The organism is Duganella dendranthematis (genome assembly GCF_012849375.1).
Lineage (GTDB): Bacteria > Pseudomonadota > Gammaproteobacteria > Burkholderiales > Burkholderiaceae_D > Rugamonas > Rugamonas dendranthematis.
In genome coordinates this window covers 4,623,399-4,641,767 of the sequence record NZ_CP051684.1, presented here as the reverse complement: position 1 = coordinate 4,641,767, position 18,369 = coordinate 4,623,399, and the positions used below count along the sequence as shown (strand labels likewise).

19 protein-coding genes and 2 tRNA genes are annotated in these 18,369 nt (G+C 63.0%); 5 read left to right on the top strand and 16 right to left on the bottom strand.

The features are described from left to right. The first annotated feature begins 4 nt into the window (after positions 1–4). Positions 5–1,444: a M16 family metallopeptidase gene (locus HH213_RS21325; protein ID WP_229263093.1), complete on the top strand. Its 1,440-nt coding sequence runs from the start codon at positions 5–7 to the stop codon at positions 1,442–1,444. On the opposite strand, the gene HH213_RS21320 is transcribed toward HH213_RS21325, so the two are convergent. The 5 genes from HH213_RS21320 to HH213_RS21300 all read right to left on the bottom strand — a co-directional run bounded on the left by HH213_RS21320 (position 1,422) and on the right by HH213_RS21300 (position 6,836). After that, a complete protein-coding gene (locus HH213_RS21320) occupies positions 1,422–4,970 on the bottom strand; it encodes a response regulator (RefSeq protein WP_169113560.1) in 3,549 nt (1,182 codons plus the stop codon). The two genes, HH213_RS21325 and HH213_RS21320, sit on opposite strands and share 23 nt — an antisense overlap. Positions 4,971–5,044: 74 nt before the next feature. Beyond that, positions 5,045–5,410, bottom strand: coding sequence for a hypothetical protein (locus HH213_RS21315; RefSeq protein ID WP_169113559.1), 366 nt, complete (start codon positions 5,408–5,410; stop codon positions 5,045–5,047). Positions 5,411–5,518: 108 nt separating this feature from the next. Further along, positions 5,519–5,659 (bottom strand): hypothetical protein, encoded by a 141-nt coding sequence (locus HH213_RS21310; protein WP_169113558.1) that lies wholly within the window; start codon positions 5,657–5,659, stop codon positions 5,519–5,521. 210 nt (positions 5,660–5,869) lie between these two features. Beyond that, entirely contained in the window at positions 5,870–6,010 is a 141-nt protein-coding gene (locus HH213_RS21305; RefSeq protein WP_169113557.1) for a hypothetical protein, read from the bottom strand. Between the two features lie 109 nt (positions 6,011–6,119). After that, positions 6,120–6,836 carry an SIMPL domain-containing protein gene (locus HH213_RS21300; protein WP_110848523.1) on the bottom strand — a complete coding sequence of 239 codons (717 nt, stop codon included), beginning with the start codon at positions 6,834–6,836 and terminating at the stop codon, positions 6,120–6,122. A gap of 116 nt (positions 6,837–6,952) precedes the next feature. On the opposite strand from HH213_RS21300, the gene HH213_RS21295 reads away from it, so the two are divergent. Both HH213_RS21295 and HH213_RS21290 read left to right on the top strand, forming a co-directional pair. After that, complete coding sequence (locus HH213_RS21295; protein ID WP_169113556.1) at positions 6,953–7,102, top strand: hypothetical protein; 150 nt, start codon at positions 6,953–6,955, stop codon at positions 7,100–7,102. Between the two features lie 37 nt (positions 7,103–7,139). Next, positions 7,140–7,691, top strand: coding sequence for a UPF0149 family protein (locus HH213_RS21290; protein WP_169113555.1), 552 nt, complete (start codon positions 7,140–7,142; stop codon positions 7,689–7,691). Between the two features lie 3 nt (positions 7,692–7,694). Here the strand turns inward: HH213_RS21290 and HH213_RS21285 are convergent, their stop codons facing one another. From HH213_RS21285 to HH213_RS21265, 5 genes are all read right to left on the bottom strand, one after another. Continuing rightward, positions 7,695–8,198, bottom strand: a complete 504-nt coding sequence (locus HH213_RS21285) for a DUF2059 domain-containing protein (RefSeq protein ID WP_169113554.1) — start codon at positions 8,196–8,198, stop codon at positions 7,695–7,697. A gap of 77 nt (positions 8,199–8,275) precedes the next feature. Further along, positions 8,276–8,365 (bottom strand) — tRNA-Ser (locus tag HH213_RS21280). Between the two features lie 41 nt (positions 8,366–8,406). Then, positions 8,407–8,496 (bottom strand) — tRNA-Ser (locus HH213_RS21275). Positions 8,497–8,565: 69 nt separating this feature from the next. Next, positions 8,566–9,855: a serine--tRNA ligase gene (gene serS, locus HH213_RS21270; RefSeq protein WP_169113553.1), complete on the bottom strand. Its 1,290-nt coding sequence runs from the start codon at positions 9,853–9,855 to the stop codon at positions 8,566–8,568. Between the two features lie 90 nt (positions 9,856–9,945). Next, positions 9,946–10,152: a hypothetical protein gene (locus HH213_RS21265; protein WP_161051622.1), complete on the bottom strand. Its 207-nt coding sequence runs from the start codon at positions 10,150–10,152 to the stop codon at positions 9,946–9,948. 264 nt (positions 10,153–10,416) lie between these two features. On the opposite strand from HH213_RS21265, the gene HH213_RS21260 reads away from it, so the two are divergent. Then, complete coding sequence (locus tag HH213_RS21260) at positions 10,417–10,830, top strand: hypothetical protein (protein ID WP_161055400.1); 414 nt, start codon at positions 10,417–10,419, stop codon at positions 10,828–10,830. 16 nt (positions 10,831–10,846) lie between these two features. Here the strand turns inward: HH213_RS21260 and HH213_RS21255 are convergent, their stop codons facing one another. From HH213_RS21255 to HH213_RS21230, 6 genes are all read right to left on the bottom strand, one after another. Then, positions 10,847–11,674: an alpha/beta fold hydrolase gene (locus HH213_RS21255; protein ID WP_169113552.1), complete on the bottom strand. Its 828-nt coding sequence runs from the start codon at positions 11,672–11,674 to the stop codon at positions 10,847–10,849. Between the two features lie 69 nt (positions 11,675–11,743). Then, entirely contained in the window at positions 11,744–12,172 is a 429-nt protein-coding gene (locus tag HH213_RS21250; protein ID WP_169113551.1) for an STY0301 family protein, read from the bottom strand. An 11-nt stretch (positions 12,173–12,183) separates the two neighbouring features. After that, a complete protein-coding gene (locus HH213_RS21245; RefSeq protein ID WP_169113550.1) occupies positions 12,184–12,591 on the bottom strand; it encodes a BPSL0067 family protein in 408 nt (135 codons plus the stop codon). A 173-nt stretch (positions 12,592–12,764) separates the two neighbouring features. Next, on the bottom strand, positions 12,765–14,069 hold the full coding sequence (locus HH213_RS21240; RefSeq protein WP_169113549.1) for a replication-associated recombination protein A: 1,305 nt from the start codon (positions 14,067–14,069) through the stop codon (positions 12,765–12,767). Positions 14,070–14,131: 62 nt separating this feature from the next. Then, positions 14,132–14,773, bottom strand: a complete 642-nt coding sequence (lolA, locus tag HH213_RS21235; protein WP_110848532.1) for an outer membrane lipoprotein chaperone LolA — start codon at positions 14,771–14,773, stop codon at positions 14,132–14,134. Between the two features lie 14 nt (positions 14,774–14,787). After that, positions 14,788–17,199, bottom strand: a complete 2,412-nt coding sequence (locus HH213_RS21230) for a DNA translocase FtsK (RefSeq protein WP_110848533.1) — start codon at positions 17,197–17,199, stop codon at positions 14,788–14,790. A gap of 214 nt (positions 17,200–17,413) precedes the next feature. On the opposite strand from HH213_RS21230, the gene trxB reads away from it, so the two are divergent. After that, positions 17,414–18,367 carry a thioredoxin-disulfide reductase gene (trxB, locus tag HH213_RS21225; RefSeq protein WP_110848534.1) on the top strand — a complete coding sequence of 318 codons (954 nt, stop codon included), beginning with the start codon at positions 17,414–17,416 and terminating at the stop codon, positions 18,365–18,367. The last annotated feature ends 2 nt before the right edge of the window (positions 18,368–18,369 follow it).

The window sequence follows — 18,369 nt, the reverse complement described above, 5'->3', positions numbered from 1 at the left end:
TACGATGAATAGCCCACTGACTGCCGGCGCCAAGCGCGCCGCCCGCGCCGCCATCGCCGCCGCCATGGCCGCCGCATTGTCGGCCAGCGTGCTGTCCGCCACGCCGGTGCAGGCCGCCGCCGCCGAATTTCGCCTGCCGGAGTTCGACACCGTCACCCTGCCGAACGGCCTGACCGTGTACCTGATGGAACGCCACGACGTGCCGCTGATTGCGGTGCGCGCCGTGATCAAGGCCGGCGCCGTCAACGACGGCGCGCAGCCCGGCCTGTCCAATCTGACCGGCGACGCCCTGCTGCTCGGCACCGCCGCCCACAACAAGGCCAGCATCGACCAGGCGTTTGATTATCGCGGCGCGCGCCTGGCCGGCGGCGCCGGCACCGAGGCCAGCACCGTGCAAGCCAACTTCGCCAAGGCCGACACGGCCGCGCTGCTGCCGCTGTTCGCAGAAATCGTCCAGCAGCCGAACTTCGACGACGCCGAACTGGCCAAGCTGCGCGCGCGCAAGGTCAACGGCATCAAGCAGGCCAAGGAAGCGCCGCGCAACGTGGTGCAGACCTACTACCGCGCCATGCTGTTCGGCGACCGCCCGTACGGCATCCCGGCCAGCGGCACCATCAGCAGCATGGCCGCGCTCAAGCAGGGCGACGTGCGCGGCTACTACCAGCGCTACTACCGTCCCGACAACGCCGCCATCATCGTGGTGGGCGACTTCCAGAAAACGGCGATGCGGCAGCAGATCGAATCCTTGTTCGGCGCGTGGCAAGCCAGCGGCCCGGCGCCGGCCGCGCAGGACAACGGCAAGGTGCAGGCCAGCAAGGCCCGCGTACTGCTGGTGAACAAGCCGGACGCGATCGAAACCACCTTCCTGATCGGCGGCGCCGGCATCGCCCGCAACGATCCGGACTACGTGCAGCTGCAAGTGGTCAACACGGTGCTGGGCGGCCGCTTCACCTCGTGGCTGAACGATGAATTGCGCGTCAACTCCGGCCTGACGTATGGCGCCAACAGCCAGTTCGCCACGCTGGCGCAGACCGGCACCTTCGCCATCAGCAGCTTTACCGCGCTGCCGAAAACCGAGGCGGCACTGGCGCTGGCGCACAAGACCTACCAGCGCCTGTGGGACAAGGGCATCGACGCCGCCACGCTGGCATCGGCCAAGGCGTATGTGAAAGGCCAGTTCCCGCCGCGCTACGAAACCAGCGAGCAGCTGGCCAGCCTGCTGGGCGATATGTACGCCAACCGGGTGGACCGGGCGCAGATCGACAACTTCACGCGCGACGTCGACAGCCTGACGCCGGAGAAGGCCAAGGCGCTGGTCGACAAGCACTTCCCGCGCAAGCAGCTGCAAACGGTGTTGGTCGGCAAGGCCGAGGCGATCCGCGCGATCGCCAAGACCTATGGCGAGGTCAGCGAGATCGAGATCAGCGCGGACGGCTTCCGCTAAGCAGTTGTTCGATGTCGCCGGCGACGCCGGGGCAGGCGTCCAGCACCTGCTCCAGCGGCGCCCAGACGGCGTCGTCTTCCTTGAGGGCGAGTTCGGCTTGAAAGCTCAGCGCCGCCAGGCGGTCGGCGCCGACCGTGCCGGCCAGGCCTTTGAGCGTGTGCAGGGCCGGCAAGGCGGCGTTGCAGTTTTCATCGTCACGCGCGGCTTGCAGCTGCGCCGCCAGCTTTTCGGCCTCGGCGATGAAGCTGCGCAGCGCGATCAGATAGACCGACTCCAATCCCCCCAGCCGCTTCAGCGCGGCAGCGCTGTTCAAGCCGGCGTCGGGCAGCGGCCCGGATACGACGGCGCCATCGCCACCACCCCGTAGCGCAGTTGCGGCGCCATCGGGCGCAGAGGCAACGGCGGCGGCGCGTGACGCATTGGCAGCGCCGGCGGCGTGCGGCGCATTGACAGCGGCGGTAGTGCGCGGCGCATTCGCTGCAGCGTCGGCATGCCACGCGACAGCGGCCGGCGCACCGGCCAGCGCCACGCCGCCACGGCGCGCGTGCTTCAGGATCACTTCAATCAACTGCTCCAGATCGAACGGCTTGCCGATGTGATCGACCATGCCCGCCTCCAGCGCGGCGATGCGGTCGGAAGCCATGGCGTTGGCGGTCATCGCCACGATCGGCGGCGTGTTCACGCCCAGCCGCGCCTGGATTGCGTGGGTGGTCTGGTAGCCATCCATCTCCGGCATCTGGATATCCATCAAAATCAAATCCGGCAACGCTCCCTGCCGCCCGACGACGGCCAGCGCCATCGCCCCGGAATTGGCCACCTCGACCTGCGCGCCATCATTGCTGAGCAACTCGCTGGCGACCTGCTGGTTGGCCGGATTATCGTCCACCAGCAGCAGCCGCAGGCCGGCCAGGCGCCGCCGCGCCGGCACCGCCACCGCCGCCAGCAAGGCCGGCTTGCGGTGCTCCAGCCGCGCATCCGCCACCGCATCGAACAGCATCGACGCCGTCACCGGCTTGACCACAAACCCGTCCAGCACCGGCGACAATTCCTGCTGGCGCTGCGCCAGCAGCTCGCGGTCGTGCGCCGTCACCATCACGATCAGCGGCGTCTTGCCCTGCGGCGCCAGCTGGCGGATGCGGCGGCTGGTTTCCCAGCCATCCATGGTCGGCATGCGCCAGTCGATGAACACCACGTCATACGCCTTGCGCCGCGCGGCCTGGCCGGCAATCGCCTCCAGCGCCTCGTAGCCGTCGGCCGCCACCTCCACGCGCCAGCCGAACGAGGCCGCCATCTCGCGCAACACCGTGCGCGCCACCGGATTATCGTCCACCACCAGACAGGACAGGCCACGCATCAAGGCATCCTGCAACGGCGCCGGCGCGCTGTCCGGCTGGACCGCCGAAATGCCGAACTCCACCGCGAAATCGAACACACTGCCCTGCCCCACCTCGCTGACCACGCGCAAGGTGCCGCCCATCAGCCGCACCAGCCGCTGGCTAATGGCCAGTCCCAGCCCGGTGCCGCCAAAGCGGCGCGCCGTCGACGCCTCGGCCTGCGAAAAGCCGTCGAAGATGCGCTCGCATTGATCGGGCGCGATGCCGATGCCGGTGTCGCGGATCGCAAACGCGATCGACAGCGTGTGCTCGCTCTGCGACACCAGCTGGGCCGACACCACCACCTCGCCACGCTCGGTGAACTTGATGGCGTTGCCGGCCAGATTCAGCAGAATCTGCTGCAAGCGCAGCGCATCGCCCACCACCATCGGCGGCAGCGCCGGATCGATGCGGAACAGCACCTCGATGGTCTTGTCGCCAACGTTGGCCGACAAAATCACCGCCAGATCGCGCCACAGCTTGTCGAGCCGGAACGGATGGGGATCGAGCCCCAGCTTGCCGGCTTCGACCTTGGAGAAATCCAGCACATCGTTGAGCAGGCCCAGCAACGCGCTGGCGGCCGCATGCGCCTTGTCGACATAATCCTGCTGGCGCCCGCTCATCGCCGTCTGCCGCAGCAATTGCAGCATGCCCAGCACCGCATTCATCGGCGAACGGATCTCGTGGCTCATATTGGCGACGAAGTCCGACTTGGCGCGGCCGGCCTTGTCGGCCGCCTCCTTGGCCTGCAACAGATCGTCGTGGGCGGCGCGCAGCTCGGTGCTGTCGGTGCTGCTGCCGACCCAGCTGACGATGGCGCCGTCGGCGTCGCGCTGCGGCAGCGCATGGTTGTCGAAGATGCGCCAGACGCCGTCGTGGCGACGCAGCCGGCAGTCACAGCGGAACTGGTCGCCATCGGCCAGCGCCCGTTGCCAAGCCGCCGTCAGGGTCGGCAAATCATCCGGGTGGATCACCCGCGACCAGTCGCCGCCGGCCATCAGCTGCTCCGCCGGCAGGCCGCTGAAACTTTCCCAGTGGTGGCTCATGAAATCGATGCGCAGGGCCGGCGTGGCGGTCCACACCATTTGCGGCAAGCCCTCGGTCAGCGAGCGCCAGCGCGACTCCGACGCCGTCAGCCGCGCCAGCGATTGTTGCAGGGCCTGGTCCGACTCGCCCAGCGCCGTCAGCGCCTTGAACTGCTCGCGCAGGCCGAACTGCACGCCGCGCACCAGCACCAGCGCCAGCCCCAGCAGCACCGCCAGGAACAGCGAGGCGTTGCGGATCTCCTTGTACCACGGCGCCAGGAAATCCTCGCTGGCCAGCCCCACCACCACGTACACCGGATAGGCGCCGATCTTTTCGATGCTGAGCGTGCGCTCGCGCTGGTCGCGCGGGCTGACCACCGTATAGCTGGCGCGCTGCCGCTTGCCGTCGAGGATGGCCTGGGTCAGCGGGTTGACCTTGACCAGACTGCCGAACTGCATGTCCGGCACGTCCGGGTAGCGGTGCAGCACGCGCCTGCGGTCGTCCAGCAGCACGATCGAGCCATTGGCGCCGATGTTCAGCGCCGCAAACGCCTCGTCGATGCGGCTATTGTTCATCAGCACATAGGCGGTGCCGCCGAAGTCGCCGTTGGCCAGGGTAAGCGGATAGACCAGCGGCAGCACCCACTCGCCGGTGATGCGCGACTGCACCGGCACGCCGAACACCATCTCGTGCGCGGTCGCCAGGCGCGCATAGAATTCGCGCACGCTGAGGTCTTGCGGATGCTGCAGATCGATTTGCTCGCCATACACCACCAGCCCGGCGGCATTGGCGCCGCGCACCGCCTGCGCGTGCGGGAGGCGCTCCTTCAGGCTGCGCAGGTAGGCGCTGAACTGGGCGTCGTCGAAACGGCCCTGCTGGTGCAGGGTGCGGAACTCCAGGTCGGCGCGGCGCAGGGCCAGGTCGGCCTCCTGGAAGTGGGAGTGCAGATAATTTTCCAGCGACACCGCCAGATTGTGCGAGGTTTCCTCGGCCGCCGCGTAATAGCGCTTGCGGCTCTGGTTCAGTACATGCACCACGAACAGGCTCACAATCAGCAACACCACCACCACAGCAGTGACCAGCACGCGGAAAAGCTTGCGGAACTTGTGCAGCGTGTTGGTGGTCATATCAAATCTGCATTCACTATTGCTGTGTAAGCCATACTTTACAGCAAAAAAAAACGCTCCGTGGAGCGTTTTGATCAGAAGCCTTGGCTGGTGATGTCGGCCAGCGATTCGCGGCCCTTGTCGCTGATCTCGAAACCGCCTTCCGGACGCGCCAGCACGTGCGATTTTTTACCGAGGAACATCGCCACATCGGCGTCCAGCGTCACGCCCGGCTGGGCCGAGACCGCGCGCAGACCCAGCACGCAACGGTGCAGGAAGATGGTCTGTTCGCCCTTGTCGGTCAGCGAAATGCGGCCGTTATGGGCGATGCTGATCAGTTTGAGGCCGGACAGGCGCTTGGTGTTGCGGCCGATGCAGGCGCTGACGCGCTCACCCTTGATGCCGCGTTTGATTTCGTACAGGGCGTCATATTCGTCCTGCGTGAATTTTTCATTCTTCATTGCCATTTTTTCCATAAGAGACTGCTGCGGCCCTCATGGTACGCGCACGGCGGCACGGCGGCAAGCCGCAGGCGGCGCCGGCGCCGGCAACCAGACTGCAATGCAGGTTTATTGCAGCGCGCGGATGGCCAGCCACACCAGGCCGATGCTGGTGAAGGCGGCAATGCAAATCAGGGCTTGTACACGCTTCGCGCTCAAGGCGACACTGCGGCGGCCGAGGTAGATTTTGTTGTGTAATGAATTGCCCATGATTGCTCTCCGTGAACTGAACCTGACGATATGACTAAATTATAGAAACTCTTTCATGACCCCAATGTGACGATGAACACAAATATTAAAATATGTGTCCGTGTAGCAACGACTGTCACAGATTCTCACGGCATTGCAGAGCGTGGAACCAGAATACCGTCCGTTCCACGCAACGGACGGTGCGCTGGCGCACGTATGGGCGGCGAAACGTCAGGTTTTGATCGGCGGCTTGGGTGGCGTCGGTTCTTCGATCGGCGCCTGCTGCGGCACCGGCGTGTTGTCGGGCGGCGGGTCTTTTTCCGGCGGTGGCGGCGGCACTTCGGGATCGGGGGTGGTATGGGCGTCAAGCATGCTGCGTCCTCCTGCACTGTGAACATGACTTCATTGTTGGGGAGGCGCAGCCAGAAACAAGGCGGCAATGCGCGCCGGCGTGCGCCAGCGCACACCGGCCGCCAGCCGCTCACTTGATGCGGAAAATCACATCCACCGTCTGCGACCAGCTCAGCAGGTCGTACGACAGGAAATCCTTGTCCGGCGACTGGGCGGCGGCCGAGCGCGTATCGCGGCGGAAATACGTATCGCCCGGCATCAGGCCGATCGACCCGGTCAGATTGCGCAGCTGGCCCGAGGTGATGGCCGTGACCGCGCCCGCCTTCTTGCCGAAGCCGGCCGCGATGGCGTCGGCGCGGCGCCGCGCATCCCTGACGGCGGCGGCGGTCAGTTCCTGCTCCGTCTGCTCACGGTCCTTGCGGCCGAAGGTGGTGGCCATGTGGTCGATATTCGGCATGTCCAGCAGGCCCTGCATGATGGCGCGCCACTTGCCGAGGTCGTTGACGGCGATATGCACCGAGCTGCGAATGTCATACGCCTGCGCGCCGGGCGCTTCGCCCGGTTCCGGCTTGCGCATCTCCTTGCGCATATTGTGGATCTCGGTGACGGCCTCGGGGTCGGCGCTGGCCAGCAAGGCGCGCACCTGCTCGGCCCGCGTGGCCACCAGCGCCACCGCCAGCGCCGGATCGGCGTCGTAGGCGCTGATGTCGAAATCGATCTCGCCCAGATCGGGCACAATCCGCTGCATCGCCTCACCGCTGGTGTGGATGAACGGATAATCCGGCAGATTGGAGGCGTGTACCGCCAGCGGCAACAAGGCAACAGCCAAAGCGAGCTTCTTGAACATGGTGTGATTCCGGAATGGTGGAAACCCTAGTATTCAGGAAGTATACATCTTTGTCTACTTGTAAAATTGGAAATCGCTCCCATTTGCGGTTTCAACAACACAACAGAGGGGAAATCATGCTGGCTCCAAAAGCGCCGCGTTCGGTATACGACCACCGGCCGGTGGCGGTGCAAGTCGTCAAACAGGAAAAAACCGGCGCGCTCGACAAGCACGTGCTGATCGTCGACCCTCCCGCCAAGAAACCGGCGCCACCCAAGGCCAAGTAGGTACAATGGCGGCTTGCCAATTTCACCGACTGCCGCCATGAGCCCGACCGCCCCCCTCACCGATGACGAATACGACCAACTCGACGACCTGCTGGCCGCCGTCGGCCCGCGGGCGCTGGACGTGGCCGGGCTGGAAGGCCTGCTGACGGCGCTGGTGGCCGGTCCGGTCGACGCGCCGGCGGCGGCCTGGTTGCCGCTAGTCTGGGGCGCTGGCGATAGCGCCGGCCGTGACGACGCGGTGGCGCTGATCGAACGTCACCACGCCTACATGCAAACCTGGCTGGAGAAAGATCCGGCCAGCTTCGAGCCGATCTACGAATGCGGCGGTAGCTGGACCGCCGAAGCCTGGTGCGCCGGCTTCCTGGCCGGCGTGCAGCTGAACCACGATGCCTGGGCGCCGCTGCGCGCCAGCCAGCCGGCCTTGCTGGCGCCGTTCCAGCCGCCGGTGAAAGCCGCCAAAGTGACGCCGGCCGTGGTGCAGATCAACGCCTTCTTCCACGCGCCGCAACCGAAAGTGGCCAAGGCCGGCCGCAACGATCCCTGCCCGTGCGGCAGCGGCCAGAAGTTCAAGAAATGCTGCGGCGCCTGAGCGTTATTTGCTGCTGATGATTTCTTTGAGCAGCACGAAGGTCTCGTGGTGGATGGCCGATTCGTTGGCCTTGAATTCCTGGTCGGCCTTGATGTAAGCCGGCTTTTTCAGCTCGGCCTGTTCGGCTGGCGTTGGCTTGGGCGCGCTTGGATACATCTGGGCGCTGCTGTTATAGGTATCGTGCAGCACTTTCTTACCGTAGCTGGACTGGTAGAACCTGGTCATCTCCAGCGCGGTGTCTTTGCTGAGGAGCTTGGCCACCGGCGTCGCCAGTCGCGTGTAGACAAATTCCGGCTGCAGGTTGATGACCTTGTCCATCACCTGCTTACGCTGCTCCGGCGACGCATACTTGCTCATGCCGGCCGTCATGCGCATCATTTTCTCGGCCTGCATCGAGGCCAGCAGGTCGTGCGCGGCCTTGACGTCGTCGGGGGTGGGATTAGGCGTAGCGGCGTGGGCGGCGCCGGCCAGCATGGTGGATATCAACAATGCGATAAGGGATTTCAAATTGGCTCCTTAATAATTTTTCGCATTGTAGCCTGAAAATAAAAAAGCCTCCTTGCGGAGGCTTTTTTACTGAATATTGGCGGAGAGGGTGGGATTCGAACCCACGGTAGGGTCGCCCCTACGCTTGATTTCGAGTCAAGTACATTCGACCACTCTGCCACCTCTCCTGGTGACGCATTTTTACTACTTTTTCTCACATCCAAACAAATGGCGGAGAGGGTGGGATTCGAACCCACGGTAGGGTCGCCCCTACGCTTGATTTCGAGTCAAGTACATTCGACCACTCTGCCACCTCTCCGTTTTTCCCACCTGCTGCTGCGAGAAGGCAAGATTATAGCAGGTGGTTGAGAAAATGGAAGGACTAAATTTATGCTTTTAAATGGGTCAGTCCACCCATGTACGGACGCAGCACGGCCGGGATTTCCACCGAGCCGTCAGCCTGCTGATAATTCTCCAGCACGGCGACCAGCGTGCGGCCCACGGCCAGGCCGGAACCGTTCAGCGTGTGCAGCAATTCCGGCTTGCCCTGGGCGTTGCGGAAACGCGCCTGCATGCGGCGCGCCTGGAACGCTTCGCAGTTCGACAGCGACGAAATCTCGCGGTAAGTATTCTGCGCCGGCAGCCACACTTCCAGGTCGTAGGTCTTGGTGGCGCCGAAGCCCATGTCGCCGGTGCACAGCGACATCACGCGGTACGGCAGGCCCAGGCGTTGCAGAATGGTTTCGGCGTGGCCGACCATGTCTTCCAGCGCCGCGTACGAATGGTCCGGATGCACCACCTGCACCATCTCGACCTTGTCGAACTGGTGCTGGCGGATCATGCCGCGGGTGTCGCGGCCGTAGCTGCCCGCTTCCGAGCGGAAGCATGGGGTGTGGGCGGTCATCTTCAGCGGCAGTGCTTCGGCCGCCAGGATCTCGTCGCGCACGATGTTGGTCAGCGACACTTCCGAGGTCGGGATCAGGTAGAAGGTCTCGCCCTCGCCTTCCGCGCCGCCTTTTTTCACCGAGAACAAATCGGCTTCAAACTTCGGCAGCTGGCCGGTGCCGCGCAGCGAATCGGCGTTGACCATGTACGGGGTGTAGCACTCGGTGTAACCGTGCTCGTCGGTGTGGGTGTTCAGCATGAACTGCGCCAGCGCGCGGTGCAGACGGGCGATGCCGCCTTTCATCACCGAGAAGCGCGAACCGGTCAGCTTGGTCGCGGTGTCGAAGTCCAGGCCCAGCGGCGCGCCGATGTCGACGTGGTCCTTGATCTCGAAATCGAAGCTGCGCGGCGTGCCAACCTTGCGCGCTTCCACGTTGCCGCTTTCATCCGTGCCGACCGGCACCGATTCGTGCGGCAGGTTCGGGATGGTTTGCAGGAAGTCGCCCAGCGTGGCCTGCAACTCGGACAGTTTTGCTTCATTGGCTTTCAGCTCGTCACCGAGGCCGGCGACTTCCGCCATCAGCGCCGAGGTGTCCTCGCCCTTGCCCTTCATCATGCCGATCAGCTTGGACTGCGAATTACGCTTGCCCTGCAGCTCTTCGGTGCGCAACTGGATCGCTTTGCGTTCCGCCTCGAGCGCGTTGAACGCGTCCACATCGAGCTGGAACTTGCGGGTCGCCAGGCGCGCGGCGACGGTAGCTATATCTTTACGGAGCAGTTGGATATCAATCATGGGAGCAAAGGCGTTTATAACGAAAACAACCATTGTACCAAGACGACGCCACTTGCTTGCGAGTTTTGCGCAGCCCGCCGGCTGCCGCCATTACAGCGCGGCTTTTTCGGCGGCGGTCAGGCGTTTGGCGGTGACAGTCACGGTTGGCATGGTGGCGGCTTTGTCGAGCACGACCACTTTGGCGACCGGAGCGGCGACCACGGCATCGTATTCGTCGGCGGCGGTGGCGAAGGTGGTGGCGCCGGCGATCACGGTAGCGGCGACGAAGATGATTTCCATGTTTTTAGCGATGTTCATGATGTGCTCCTTGGGGTGGTGGGTCAGTAAGTGCTGCGGTATGGTTGTACTGTACCTAAAGGCGTTATGGCCCGCCACGGGGATGCGATGAAGCGCAAAAAACAGCGTCTGAAATGCAAAAAGACGGCGCCGGCAGTGCGCCGCCTGCACCTCGCGCGCCGCCGCCGAGCCGCTGTAGGATTTCTCCTACGCAACTAATCGTGCGCCACAAGATGGGTGAAATTTGTACTATGTATTCAACAGTACATTCAATGAGGAGAAGAAATGAAGACCAATATCCTGACTCTTGCAGCAGCCAGCGCCGTCCTGCTGATCGCCACCGGTTGCTCGACCATGGGCGGCGGCGGCAAGGACGAACCAGCACCACCGGCCAATCCCAATTTCGCCGGCGAGATGAACAAGTTCAACGCCCAGTTCCCGAACGACAAAGCCACCAAGTACGAAGAAATCTCGCTGAACTATAACAATGCGCAGAAACTCGACGAGCGCGGCAACTGCCACGACATTTCCAAGCATCCGGTGGTGATCATCCTGACGCTGGACGCCTCGGGCAAAGTGACGCGCAGCACCACGGACGTCGAAGGCAAGAAAGCCGACTGCTTCCGCCAGGCCTACGCCTCGGCGCAGCTGCCGCCGCCGCCATTCGCGCCGTACCAGAAACCAATCCGCCTGCGTTAAGCCGAGCGCCGCCTGCTCAGGCGGCGTCCTCTTCCTGGTTTTCCTCGTCAACGGCTGGTTTTTCCAGCCAGCTGGTGACGACGTCATTGAAACGTTCCGGCTGGCGTATCATCGGCCAGTGATCGGTTTCCATCGCCACCACCTTGCAGCCTTCGCGCGCCGCCATGGTCTCGGTCCATTGCGGCGAATGGAACATGAACGGCTTGCGGGTGCCGTAGATGAACAGCATCGGCACTTTCGGCACAAACGGCACGAGCGAACTGTACGATCCGGCCGCACCGGCGGTCAGGATGTAATACGGGTAATCCATGCCGACGCTGATGTGCTCGCGCGGCGACGGCGCCCCCAGTACGCGCGCCATGGTGCGCGTCATCACCGTGCCGACCGGACCGCCGATGGCCCAGGCCAGCGCCAGCGTGCTTTGATAGCCGCTGACCATCAGCTTCTGGCCGACCGAACGCGAACGGATGGTGGCCTTCGATTGCGCGTCGCCGATATCGACGCCGATAATGGCCGACACCAGCGCCTTGTTGCGCATGTAGAACTCATAGCCAAACACGCAGCCCCAGTCGTGCAGCATCAGGATGACTTTTTCCTTGTTGTTGACGCTGTTCACAATGTGCAGCAGCACGCGCATCATCGCGTCCAGCGAATACGAGCGGCGCGGCCTGGTGATGTCGAAGCCCGGCAGCGTGAAGCGCACGCAGCGGTAGCGGTGGCGCAACTCGGCCACCTGCGCGTCCCAGACGCGGTAGGTATCGGGCCAGCCGTGGATCATCACGATGGTCTCGGCACCCTCGCCTTCAATATAAATGTCGACATCGTCGACCACCTTCTGCTGCATGCTATTCCTCTAATGCCCGAACCCTTGAATGTTATATCTTAACAACATTTCCCGCGCTCCGCATAGCAACTAGTAGCATACGATATCGAACTCGTTTTCTCCTGCATGCACACCCTTTTTCCCGGTAACGACGCACGCTCTAACGTTGTCAGGCAGGCGCATCCCCAAGGAAATTTCGCCCAATGCGCCATAATCGCAACGTAGCCACTTTCCCTCCGGATAAGTACCTTCGAGCGAATATTTTTGCGTCCACGACGTCTTGCCCCTCTTGCCATCCTCGCCCCGCAAAATGCCAAGACGGGCAGGCGGACCATCAGCGGCGGCGGCGCCGTGAAGATAGAGTGGCGAGCCGACAAAGCTCGTCCAGCCAGGCTGAGATTGAACCCGTACCGCAGCGGCGGGAAGTTCTTGAGGGCACTGATAATGGACGGGAGCGGCAAAAACTTGTGCTGCCGATACGTGCCAACCGGCTGCCGTCGCAATGAGAAATTTCTTCATGCCTTATTCAATCACGAAAAATGCATCGGCGTTGTCTGAAGGATTGATGAGTTGCCCCGCGCATCCCGCCCCTGGCGCCGAACGAAACGCTTGCCGATCTTCGGCTTGCCAGGCCATTGATCGAGGATATAAATTCCGTCCGACACCTGCCCCATATAAAACGCAGAATGATTGCCGTGGGCCTTGCCGGGCCACTTACCATCAACAAAATTGGCAATCGCTGTCCCCTGCGGCAAAGCGCGATTTCCCATTACGCTGGCACCTTGCCTCCAGCCACCAGTCCAGCCGGCTTTCGTATATGCCTTAATTAGCGTGACGCACTCTGCATTTCCAACCTTGTCCCTGCCTTCGAGCGACCGCACTTCCTTGTAAACGAACGACATATTCAACCTCGCATAGTAGATGAAAGTCTTGATCATCTACTCGCTGATGTTGCCGAACTTTGACAGGGGTCCAACATACGGATTGATGCAGCACAAGCCACCGAGCCGGCATAGGTAATCACCGCAAGGAGGAAGTTGGAGCTGGGTGTCCGAGCTCCGAGGCAACTGCATGGCACGTTGAGGTGGGCCGGCCCCAATGCAATTTTTCCTTAGCTTTTCCCGGCGTCCTTATCCAACTGTCGCAGGAACGCCAGCTTGTCGGCGACCTTGGCTTCCAGCCCGCGCGGCACCGGTTGATACCAGCCGGGCTCGCGCATGTCGTCGGGGAAGTAGGTTTCGCCGGCGGCGTAGGCGTGCGGCTCGTCGTGGGCGTAGCGGTAGTCGTGGCCGTAGCCCAGTTCCTTCATCAGCTTGGTCGGGGCGTTGCGCAGGTGCACCGGCACTTCGCGCGACTTGTCCTTGCGCACAAACGCCATGGCTTCGTTAAAGGCGTTGTAGCCAGCGTTGCTCTTGGCGGCGATGGCCAGATAGATCACCGCCTGCCCCAGCGCCAGTTCGCCTTCCGGCGAGCCGAGCCGCTCGAACGTGGTGGCGGCATCGTTGGCGATTTGCATCGCGCGCGGATCGGCCAGGCCGATGTCTTCCCACGCCATGCGGACGATGCGGCGCGACAGGTAGCGCGCATCGGCGCCGCCATCCAGCATGCGGCACAGCCAGTACAGCGCGGCGTCCGGATTCGAGCCGCGCACCGATTTGTGCAGGGCCGAGATCTGGTCGTAGAAATTGTCGCCGCCCTTGTCGAAGCGGCGCGCGTTCAAGGTCAGCGCGTTCTGGATGAACTCGGCGGTAATTTTGTTGGTCTTGGCGGCGTTGGCGGCGGTGCCAGTTACTTCCAGCAGATTGAGCAGGCGGCGGCCGTCGCCGTCGGCATAGCCGATCAGCGTGTCGATCGCCGCGTCCTCGAACTCCAGCTGGGTCAGCACCTTGTCGCGGGCGCGGTCGACCATCTGCCGCAGTTCGGCTTCGTCAAACGACTTCAGCACGTAGACCTGCGCGCGCGACAGCAAGGCCGAGTTGACCTCGAACGAAGGATTCTCCGTGGTGGCGCCGATCAGCGTCACCAGTCCGGATTCGGCATACGGCAGCAACGCGTCCTGCTGAGATTTATTGAAACGGTGGATTTCGTCGACAAACAGGATGGTGTGCTTGCCCATGTCCAGTTTGTGCTGCGCCTGCTCCATCGCGGCGCGGATATCCTTGACCCCCGAGAACACCGCCGACAAGGCGATGAATTCGCAGTCGTAGGCCTTGGCGGTCAGGCGCGCCAGCGTGGTCTTGCCGGTGCCCGGCGGCCCCCACAAAATCATCGAATGCGGCTGCCCCGAGTCGAACGCCAGACGCAGCGGCTTGCCCGGCCCCAGCAGGTGGCGCTGGCCGATGACCTCATCGAGCGTCTTGGGCCGCAGCGCTTCGGCCAGCGGCTGCCGTGGTTCGGTGGAAAATAAATCTGCCATGGTCTGAAATGGAAAAACGCCGCAGCGTCGCAGCTGCGGCGTTGGAATGCGATCGCTGAGGCTTAATTATTGAATACGTCGGCGCCCTTGGGCATGACGAATTTAAAACTGGTGGCACTCAGCGCAGGATTTTTTTCGATCTTGCTGAACTTCAGCACCGAGGTCTGGCCGAAGGAATCCTTCAGCTCCATCGCGGCCGGCAAGCCGTCCTTGAGGCCGATGGTGATTTGCTCGAAGCTGGTGTCCTTGGCTTTCGGCACGGCTTTCAGCCATTCCAGGCCGTCGCGGGTGCCACCCTCCGACAGCGTGAAGTTCTTTTCCAGGTCATTGCTGCCGAACAGGATGGCGGCCGGCGACGAGCCCAGCGCATCGCCCAGTTTCTTGGTGGTGACCTGGTTCAGATCCTTGTCGTAGATGAACATCTGGTCGCCATCGGCCTGCAACACCTGCTCGTACGGTTTCGAGTAAGTCCAGATGAACTTGCCGGGACGGGCAAACACAAACGTGCCGCTGGAATTCTTGTTGGCCTTCGGCGTGTCGCCGTTGGTGCCCTTTACCTGGGTCTGAACGAATTCGCCCTTGGCCGCCTTGGTCGACGAGACGAAGGACTTGAACTGTTCCAGCGCGCTGGCGCTGGCCACACTGGCCGCGCCGGCAAGCACCAGGCCGGCAGTCAGCACGGCCATCGATTTAAAACGCTTCATACGGTTTATCCTTTTTATTCTGCACTGGCAACCGGCACCAGAATCTCGCGGTTGCCGTTCGATTGCATCGGTGAGACGACGCCACTATTTTCCATTTGTTCCAGCAAGCGCGCCGCGCGGTTGTAGCCGATGCGCAAATGCCGCTGCACCAGCGAGATCGACGCCCGGCGATTCTTCAATACCACCTGTACCGCCTGATCGTACATCGGATCGGCCTCGCCGCCGCCTTCGCCCGGCGCCGCGCCATCGGCGCCGCCGCCCTCGCCTTCCAGCGTGCCGCCTTCGAGGATGCCGTCCACGTAGTCCGGCTCGCCGGTAGTCTTCAGGTGCTTGACCACCCGGTGCACCTCGTCATCCGACACAAACGCGCCGTGCACCCGCACCGGCAAACCGGTGCCAGGCGGCATATACAGCATGTCGCCCATACCCAGCAGCGCTTCCGCGCCCATCTGGTCGAGAATTGTGCGCGAGTCGATCTTGGACGACACCTGGAACGCGATACGGGTCGGAATATTCGCCTTGATCAAACCGGTAATCACGTCTACAGATGGGCGCTGCGTCGCCAGAATCAAGTGCAGGCCGGCCGCACGCGCCTTTTGCGCGATACGCGCGATCAGCTCTTCCACCTTCTTGCCGACCACCATCATCAGGTCGGCCAGCTCGTCGATGATGATGACGATGGTCGGCAGTTTCTCCAGCGGCTCAGGCGAATCCGGCGTCAGGCTGAACGGATTCGGAATATGTTCTTCGCGCTTCTTGGCCTCGGCGATCTTGGCGTTGTAGCCGGCCAGGTTGCGCACGCCCAGCTTGGACATCAGCTTGTAGCGGCGCTCCATCTCGTTGACCGCCCAGTTCAGCGCGTGGCCGGCCTGGCGCATGTCGGTCACCACCGGCGCCAGCAGGTGCGGAATGCCTTCGTACACCGACATCTCCAGCATCTTCGGATCGATCAGGATCATGCGCACGTCGCGCGGGTCGGACTTGTACAGCAGCGACAGGATGGTGGCGTTGATCCCCACCGATTTACCCGAACCGGTGGTACCGGCGACCAGCAAGTGCGGCATCTTGGCCAGGTCGGCCACCACCGGCTTGCCGGCGATGTCCTTGCCCAGCGCCACGGTCAGCGGCGACGGATTGTCGTGGTAGACCTTGGAACCGACGATCTCGCTCAGACGCACGATCTGGCGTTTCGGATTCGGCAGCTCCAGCGCCATGTAATTCTTGCCCGGGATAGTCTCGACCACGCGGATCGAGGTCAGCGACAGCGAACGCGCCAGGTCGCGCGCCAGGTTGACGATCTGGCTGCCCTTGACGCCGGTGGCCGGCTCGATCTCGTAGCGCGTCACCACCGGCCCCGGGTAGGCCGCCACCACCTTGGCGTCCACGCCAAAGTCGGACAGCTTCTTCTCGATCAGGCGGCTGGTGAATTCCAGCGTCTCGATGGAAATGGTTTCCTGTGTCTCCGCCGCCTCATCCAGCAGGGACAAGGCCGGCAAGGCGCCATCGCCGGTCGCCTGCGGCAGATCCTTGAACAGGCTGGCCTGACGCTCCTTCTCGACCCGCTCGGACTTGACCACGGTGACCACCTGCGGCTCGACCTTGATCGACGGCTCGGCCACCGGATGTTTCTCGACGTGCTTGGCGCGCTCGTGCACCACCACCTCCTCGCGCTTGACGGCCGCCACTTCGCCCTGCCGGCGGTCTTCGCGGTACTGGTAGCGCTGGATGAACCAGTCAATGGCGTTCTCGACGGCGCCGCCGATACGCTCGGCCACCGCCAGCCACGACACATGGAAGAACAGGCTGAAGCCCAGGCCGAACAGCAGCAACAGCAGCAAGGTGGCGCCGGTGAAGCCGAACGCCACATGCGCCGAATGCCCGATCAGCTCGCCCAGCACACCGCCCGAGGTGCGCGGCAGCTGCGCATGGCTGGTCAGCGTGCGCAGGCGCAAAAACTCCAGCCCGACACTGCCGATGAACAGCAGCGCGAAGCCGATCCAGCGGATCAGGCCCTCCTGCGCGTGTTCCGGCTCCGGTTCGGTCGACAGCACATATTTATGGGTCAGCCGGCGATAGCCCTTCCACACAAGCCGCAACATGCAGAATGCCCACCACCAGGCGGAAATGCCGAAGATATAGAGCAGCAGGTCGGACAGCCAGGCGCCGGCACGGCCGCCCACATTGGCGACTTTCGGCACCAGCGTCTCATGCGACCAGCCGGGATCGGTCTTGTTGTAGGTGGCCAGGATCAGCACGAAATACAGGCCCAGCACGGCCAGCGCCAGCCAGCGCGCCTCCGACAGCAGCCGCACCAGCCGGTTCGGCAGGGGCTGGCGTTCGGTAGGCGTGCGGGTGTAGCCGGACGATGAGGAAGCGGCGGCTGCGGCGGTGCGCGGCGTGCGTTCCTGAACTTTTTTACTGCTCATAGGTATTAAGGTGTTGCAACGTTGGCGGTCAGGAAATATTCCTATAGCGGTATTCTAAGGCATAAGAGCAACAACCGCCCCCACGATTCATCCTGATTCCCTGCTTGCACTATAATCTTGTATTGCTTGCGCAATTGCAATAGCGGCATGCCCTTGCCGCCCTTGTTCGCGCCCCCACATTCGGATTAATCCAACATAATTTAAGAAGCCTGCCATGACCACTCCTAAACACGCGCGCGTATTGATCCTCGGCTCCGGCCCTGCCGGCTACAGCGCAGCCATTTACGCAGCCCGCGCCAACCTGAACCCGATGCTGGTGACCGGCGTTGAGCAAGGCGGCCAGCTGATGACCACCACCGACGTGGAAAACTGGCCAGCCGACCCGATGGGCGTGACCGGTCCGGACCTGATGCAGCGTTTCCTGCAGCACGCCGAGCGCTTCAACACGCAAATCGTGTTTGACCACATCCATACCGTGAAGTTGCAGGAAAAGCCGATTCGCCTGATCGGCGACAGCCATGAATACACCTGCGATTCGCTGATCATCGCCACCGGCGCCTCGGCCCAGTACCTCGGTCTGCCGTCGGAGCAGGAATTCATGGGCAAAGGCGTGTCGGCCTGCGCCACCTGCGACGGCTTCTTCTACCGCAACCAGGACGTGGCGGTGATCGGCGGCGGCAACACCGCGGTCGAGGAAGCGCTGTACCTGTCGAACATCGCCAAGAAAGTCACGCTGGTGCACCGCCGCGACAAGTTCCGTGCCGAAGCCATCCTGATCGACCGCCTGAACGCCAAGGTCGCCGAAGGCAAGGTCGAGATCAAGTACAACCACACGCTGCAGGAAGTGCTGGGCAATGAAGGCGGCGTCACCGGCGTCAAGCTGCAATCGACCGAGACCGGCGCCGTCACCGACGTCACCGTGCACGGCCTGTTCGTGGCGATCGGCCACAAGCCGAACACCGGCATCTTCGAAGGCCAGCTGGACATGCACAACGGCTACATCAAGACCAAAACCGGCAGCGAAGGCATGGCCACCGCCACCAGCGTACCGGGCGTGTTTGCCGCCGGCGACGTGCAGGACCACATCTACCGCCAGGCGATCACCAGCGCCGGCACCGGTTGCATGGCCGCACTGGATGCCCAGCGTTACCTGGAAGGCCAGGAGTAATC